At 68.7% G+C, this 6,438-nt stretch carries 4 protein-coding genes; 2 read left to right on the top strand and 2 right to left on the bottom strand.

What is annotated here, in order from left to right; genetic code table 11:
* Positions 1 to 180 precede the first annotated feature (180 nt).
* Entirely contained in the window at positions 181 to 1,536 is a 1,356-nt protein-coding gene (locus ABZT18_RS30885) for an extracellular solute-binding protein (RefSeq protein ID WP_354997334.1), read from the bottom strand.
* 372 nt (positions 1,537 to 1,908) lie between these two features.
* Here ABZT18_RS30885 and ABZT18_RS30880 point away from each other — a divergent pair, with 372 nt between their 5' ends.
* Positions 1,909 to 2,934, top strand: coding sequence for a LacI family DNA-binding transcriptional regulator (locus ABZT18_RS30880; protein ID WP_354997333.1), 1,026 nt, complete (start codon positions 1,909 to 1,911; stop codon positions 2,932 to 2,934).
* Between the two features lie 38 nt (positions 2,935 to 2,972).
* Positions 2,973 to 3,965: a family 43 glycosylhydrolase gene (locus ABZT18_RS30875; RefSeq protein WP_354997332.1), complete on the top strand. Its 993-nt coding sequence runs from the start codon at positions 2,973 to 2,975 to the stop codon at positions 3,963 to 3,965.
* Positions 3,966 to 4,028: 63 nt separating this feature from the next.
* Here the strand turns inward: ABZT18_RS30875 and ABZT18_RS30870 are convergent, their stop codons facing one another.
* A complete protein-coding gene (locus ABZT18_RS30870) occupies positions 4,029 to 6,425 on the bottom strand; it encodes an RICIN domain-containing protein (protein ID WP_354997331.1) in 2,397 nt (798 codons plus the stop codon).
* Positions 6,426 to 6,438 lie beyond the last annotated feature (13 nt).

The following is a 6,438-nucleotide window of genomic DNA, read 5'->3' as shown; positions in this document are numbered from 1 at the left end:
CTTTCTAAACACCACTTTTCCCCCACCCTCCTTTCTTCCTTTTTCCACCTAACATCCCGCCGGGGCGGGCCGGGGGGGCCCACCGACGTCGGTGGGCCCGCGCGGACGTGGGGTGGGTGGGACGATCCGGCGACGACACCGCGTCGTCCCGCCCGGTTGGTGCGCTGCCGAGGGCAGACGTCATCGGGACAGTTCCTTCGCGTACTCGGCCTGGACCGCCTTCACGTACCCCTCGGGCGTCTGCTGGCCGGCGACCAGCTTCTGCATCTCCGGCGTGATCGCGGCGGCGAAGATGCCACCGGTCGCGTTCGCGGTGAAGTCCACCGCGCCGTTCTCGGCCCCGAGTTGCTGTGACGCCTTGAGGGTCTCGGCCAGAACGGTGTTCGGAGCGGCGGCCGGCACCGGCAGGTCACTCGGGCCGCCGGGGCTGGACCCGCCGACCGTGACCGCGATCTCGCGCGCCTTGGCGTTGGTGTGGACCCAGTTCAGGAAGAAGGCGGCGGCGTCCGGGTTCTTGGCCTTGGCGGAGACACCGAAGGTATTGGGGGCGGACATCGCCACGTGCTTGCCGCCGGAGGACTCGGTCGGGAACAGGAAGAAGCCCACGTTGCCGGGCATCGTCTTGTCGAGGTTGGCCGACTCCCAGTCGCCGTTGAACATGAACAGGCCGTTGCCCTTCTGGAACTCCCCCACCATGCCCGCGTAGTCCAGGGCGTTGGCGTCCTTCGGGAAGTAGCCGGCCTGTGCCCACTTCTGGATGGACTGGGTGGCCTTGAGCGCGGCCGGAGTGTCAAAGGTGGCTCCCGGCTTCTGGAAGATCCAGTCGGCGACCTGGGCCGGGTCACCGAACTGGTTCTGCAGCGCCTGGTGCGGGAAGTTGATGCCCGCGGTGTTCTTGTTGAACTGCATGATCGGCTGGACTCCGCCGGTCTTCGCCTTCGCCAGCAGCTGCTCGAACTCGGCGACGGTGGCCGGCGGCTGGGTCATGCCGACCTGCTGGGCGAGCTTCTTGTTGTAGAAGACGCCCGTGACGCTGTAACCGAGCCCCATCCCGTACAGCGGCCCGGTGCCCCGGGTGTTGTCACCAACGCGCAACTGCATCAGCTGCGAGGCCGGGAACTTGTCCCAGCCGTACGCGGTGAAGTACGGGTCCAGGTTCTTGAGCAGGTCGTCCTTGACCAGGTCGACCATGGTGGGGAGCCGGATGATGTCGGGCGAGTTGTCCGAGGCCATCACGCGGGGAGCGTTCTCCACGATCACCGTGAACTGGTCCTCGCGGATGTTGAACGTGACGTTCGAGTGCTGCTTGGAGAACTCGTCGGCCAGCGCCTTGGCCAGGGGAAAGCCGGTCTCCGCGTACATCTCCAGGGTGATCGGCGCGGTCCCGAGTTCCGTCTTGACGGCGGCGTCGGGCTCGGCGGTCGACGACCGGTCCTCCCCCGGCGCACCGCAGGCGGTCGCGGTCATCCCGATCGCCAGCAGCGACGCGAGGATCATCGCTCTACGTCGCGGGAACTTTGTCAGCAATTCTGCCATTTCATGACTCCTTGACATCTCCGCGCGTCCCGCGACCCGTGGCCGCGCGACGGCTCCACCGGGACCGCCGCAGCCGGGTGACAGCCACGACGTGTACGCCGTGACCGGTCGCCCCAGCGCAGCACCCGTACCGTCATCAAAATGAACCCGGCACGGCCACCAAAGGCGCCCCGCGAGGCGCCAAAAGTGGTCGCTAAACTGATTTAGCAGAGCATGCGCGTGGCGCGGGAGGCTGTCAAGGACAACTTGGCAACGGTGCGGAAACATCGGCTTCACACCATGCCGGGCATGACCGGCGGGGGACCTCGCGCGGCGACGCATCATGATGGGCAGGAGCGGCGCCTGTGGTACCGCGCCTGATTCGGAGGACTGATGGGCCGCAACAGAGCAACCCTGGCCGATGTCGCACGGAAGGCCGGGCTGTCGAAGACCGCCGCGTCGATGGTGCTCAACGGCAGGGAGGGCACCCGACTCTCGGCCGAGGCGCACCAACGCGTGTTCGCCGCCGCGGAGGAACTCGGCTACCGGCCCAACCTCGCCGCGCGCAGCCTCCGCACCCGCAAGACGGCCACCATCGCGTTCGTCTCCGACATCGTCGCCACCACCCGGTTCGCCGGCGGCCTCATCCGCGGCGCCCTCGACGCGGCCCGGGAACGGGACCACGTGCTGCTCATCACCGAGACGCAGGGAGATGCCACCTTCGAGCAGTACGCCATCGAGGCCGTGCTCGACCGGCAGGTCGACGGGGTGATCTACGCGGCGATGGCCACCCGACGGCTGACGGTGCCCCCGGCCATCCTCGGCGGCCCGGTGGTGTTGCTCAACGCCACGAGTCCCGACGGCCTGCCCAGCGTGCTCCCCGACGACGACCGGGCCGGCCGCTCGGTCGCCACCGCCCTGCTCGAACACGGCCACCGCGACGCGATCGCGCTCATCGGCCGTAACCGGCTCAAGGAAGACGACCCCGAGGTCTCTCTCGCCGCCCGGGCGCGTCTGCACGGCATCCAGCAGGCGCTGGGCGACGCGGGCGTCGCCCTCCTGGCCGAGTGCTTCTGCACCGAGTGGTTGCCCGAGCACGGCTACGCCGCCATGCGCGGTCTCCTGAACAGGCCGAAGCGACCCAGCGCGATCATCTGCATGAACGACCGGCTGGCCTTCGGCGCCTACCAGGCGCTCGGCGAGGCCGGGCTGACCGTCCCGGAGGACATCTCGGTGATCTCGTTCGACGACGACCCGATCGCCGCCTGGCTGCGTCCCAGCCTGGCCACCACAGCGCTGCCGCACGAACAGATGGGACGACGCGCGGTCGAACTACTCCTGGACGGCGGCACCACCGAGCCGTCGCTCGTCCCGATGCCCCTGCGCCGACGCAGGTCCCTCGCCCCTCCGGCCGAGTGACCGCGGCCCACGGAGCCGCCATGATCGGCTGACCTCGTTTGCCGCCGCTAAAACGGTTTAGTGCTAGGTTTCCGGCCATGCTTCGCCTACCGGACCACTGGGTGTGGGACAGCTGGTACGCGCGGGACGAAAACGGCCTCTGGCACGTGTTCTTCCTGCGCGCGTCCCGCGCCCTGCACGACCCGCGCCGCCGCCACCGCCGCGCCACGATCGGCCACGCCGTCTCGGCGGACCTGCACTCGTGGCGCCTGGTCGCCGACGCCGTGGTTCCTGCCGACGCTCCGAGCTGGGACGACCTGGCGACCTGGACGGGCTGCACGGTCCAGGGGCCGGACGGACGGTGGTATCTGTTCTACACCGGTGTCGGTCGCGCCGAGGACGGGCTCGTCCAACGCATCGGCCTGGCCGTCTCCGACGACCTGACCACCTGGGAACGGCACGGCACCGAGCCGATCGTCCAGGCCGACCCGACCTGGTACGAACTGCTCGACAAGGACCAGTGGTACGAGCAGGCGTGGCGTGATCCGTGGGTGTTCCCCGACCCCGACGGCGAGGGCTGGCACATGCTCATCACCGCGCGGGCCAACACGGGGCCGGCGAACACCCGTGGTGTCGTCGGCCACGCCACCTCCACCGACCTCGTCACCTGGACCGTTCAGCCACCGCTGTCGACACCGGCCGGGTTCGGCCACCTCGAGGTGCCCCAGGTCGCGGTCATCGACGGGCAGCCCCTGCTGCTGTTCTCCACCGACGCCACCGGCAGCGCTCGGCGCGACGACCACCGGATCTGGGTGGCGACCGGCCAGACCGTCCTCGGTCCGTGGGACATCGCGTCCGCCCAGCCCTTCACGCACCCGCACCTGTACGCGCCCCGGCTGGTCCCGGAAAACGCTGACGACTGGTCGCTCATCGGCTTCCTCGACCACGTCGACGAGACGTTCGTCGGGGAACTCACCGACCCCATTCCCGTACGCTACGAGGCCTCGACCGGGCTGATCGTGGACACGGCGAGGACGGCCGAAAATCCGTAACCACCCAGGTCCGGGCTGAGGCGTGTCGCCTCGGCCCGGACCCGGTGGTGTCCAGCTCCCAGGTCAGCTGCGCAGCTGCCACTGCTGGTTGGTGCCGCCGTTGCAGGACCAGAGGATCAGCTTCGTACCGTTCGCCGTCGCGGCGCCGAACGCGTCGAGGCAGAGCCCCGACTGGGCGCCCGTGATCGTGCCGTTGGCGTTGATGTTCCACTGCTGGTTGGCCTGACCGTTGCAGTCCCAGATCACCACCGTGGTGCCGTTGCTGGTGCCCTGACCGGAGGCGTCCAGGCACTTGGTGCCGTAGACCATGAGCTGCCGGCTGGCGGTGGCGGTCCACCGCTGGTTGGTGGCACCACTGATGCAGTCCCAGATCTGGGCCTGCGTGCCGTTGGTCGTGCTGGAACCGCCGATCTCGGCACAGCGACCCGACTGGACGCCCACGATCTGCACGTTCTGCGGGTTGGTGCTGCCACCGCCCTGGACGCCGGCGGCGGTCATCACCGTCTGCGCGCCCGACGGCCAACTGCCGCCGGAGACCGTGACGTTGCCGGAGACGACGTTGCCGCGATCCCCGTTGGTCACGTTCGTGCTGCCACTGCTCGACCAGTTGTTGGTGACGGTGAAGTTGCCCATGTTCTCCGCGTAGAAGTAGTTCGCGGTGGCCCAGGTGCCGATGGAGGAGAAGACGTTGTTGCGGGCGGTGTAGTACCGGGAGCCCTCGTCGAAGTAGAGCCCGAACCAGCCGTTGGTCCGCAGGCAGTAGTTCTCGTTGATGGTCCCGCCCGGGTTCGCCGAAAGCGTGTAGATGCACCCACCGTCGGTCATCTGCTGCATGACGTCGTGCACGTAGTTGCCGATGACCTGGTTGTTGGCCGCGGTGGTCGCCGTCGTGTACCGCGGCTGGTAGTTGTAGAGGCCACGGTTCGCGTAGTGGTTGCTGCCGCCGGCGTCGTTGGCGCCCCAGCCGTAGCCGACCGACAGGCCGGTGTACGGCATGTTGTAGACCTCGTTGTGCGAGACCAGCGCGGTGTTCACGTAGGTGGTGAGGATCGAGACGACGCCCCGGTATTCCAGGCCGAGATCGTGCACCCGGTTGTTGCTCACGGTGATGTTCCGGTTGACCATCCGCTGATCACTGGGGTGATGGGCGTCGGCGCGTACACCGCCGACCACGATGCCCCCGGCGGAGTTGCGGGCGATCTCGGAGCGGGTGACGGTGATGGTGCTGGCACCCAGGCCGACGCCGCTGGCGTGTGCGTTGGCGTCGTTGCCGATGCCGATGGCCGTCTGCCCGAGGTTGACGAACTGGGAGTCACTGAAGGTGATGGTGTTGGCGGCGGAGACCTGCACGGCGGCGGGCATCTGGTTCCAGCTCGGCCGGGTGGCCTCGAACAGGGGGCAGCCCTCCTGGCAGGAGGTCAGCGCGTCGGCCGGACGGGCCCACGTGCCGGTGATGTGGGCGCCGGTCTGCTGGTCGGCGAAGCCGTTGCTGCTGCTGGGGCCGAGCCAACTGGTGCCCGTGAAGGTGATCCCGCTGAACGAGATGTGGTGCGCGGGCGCGTCGTAGGTGCCGCCGACGTTGACGAGGGACTGCAACTGCGGCAACTCCACGCTGACGGTGCTCATGTTCTGCCCCGCGAGCGGGATGTAGTTGAGCTGGCCGTTGCCGGGGTTGAGATACCACTCCCCCGGTGAGTCCAGGAACTCGTACGCGTTGGCCAGGTAGAAGGGACCCGCGCGGTGCGGCCTGGAGAGGGTGTCGAACCCGAAGGTGTTGTTGTTCCACGCCGGCTGCTGCATCGTGAGGAAGTTCCCGCTGATGCTCTGCACCGGCGAGTACCGGTCGGTGAACGAGCCGACGCTCTCCACCTCGACCCGGTTCTGGTTGCCGAGGTTGTTGAGGTAGTTCAGCGCGCTGTTGCTGAACCGCATGCCCGCCGTGGTGAAGGTGAAGTCGGACCGGTTCACGGCGGTACGCGCCCGCGTGGCGATGGCCCCGTTGACGTAGAGCTGGCGGCTGTCGAGCCCGGCTCCGACGTTGGCTCGCCAGATGTTCTTCCCGGAGTCGGCGAGCGACCAACCGGAGACCGCGCGGGCGCCGGTGACCGTCGGACGGGCGGAGGCCGCTGCCCGCCAGATCACCTGGTAGCCGTTGTTGCCCGAGTCGGCGGCGGTCAGCCGCAGGGGCGACGAGAGCCGGTACGCACCGTCGGCCAGTTCCACGACGATGTCACCGGACATCGCGCTGTTCTGCGTCCGCACCGCGGCCTGGGCGGCGGTCAGCGAGCACGGTTGGCTGGCCGAACAACTGGTGCCGGTGCCGGACGGCGACGCGTAGAGGGTGGTGGTGGCCGCGAGGGCCGGGGACGCCGAGGCGGTCACCGCGACGAGAGCGGTCAACGCTGTCGCGGCGGCGCCGGCCAGCATTCGGCGCAGCGGTGAAACGGATGAGACGGACACGGGGACGGTGCTC

The sequence above is a fragment of the Micromonospora sp. NPDC005291 genome, assembly GCF_040607415.1.
GTDB lineage: Bacteria > Actinomycetota > Actinomycetes > Mycobacteriales > Micromonosporaceae > Micromonospora.
Note: the sequence above shows the minus strand (reverse complement) of the source record. Positions and strands in the feature narration are given on the sequence as shown.

Coding starts and splice junctions, on each gene's coding strand:
- ABZT18_RS30885 (WP_354997334.1), bottom strand. CDS start 1,536: ATGGCAGAATTGCTGACAAAGTTCCCGCGACGTAGAGCGATGATCCTC.
- ABZT18_RS30880 (WP_354997333.1), top strand. CDS start 1,909: ATGGGCCGCAACAGAGCAACCCTGGCCGATGTCGCACGGAAGGCCGGG.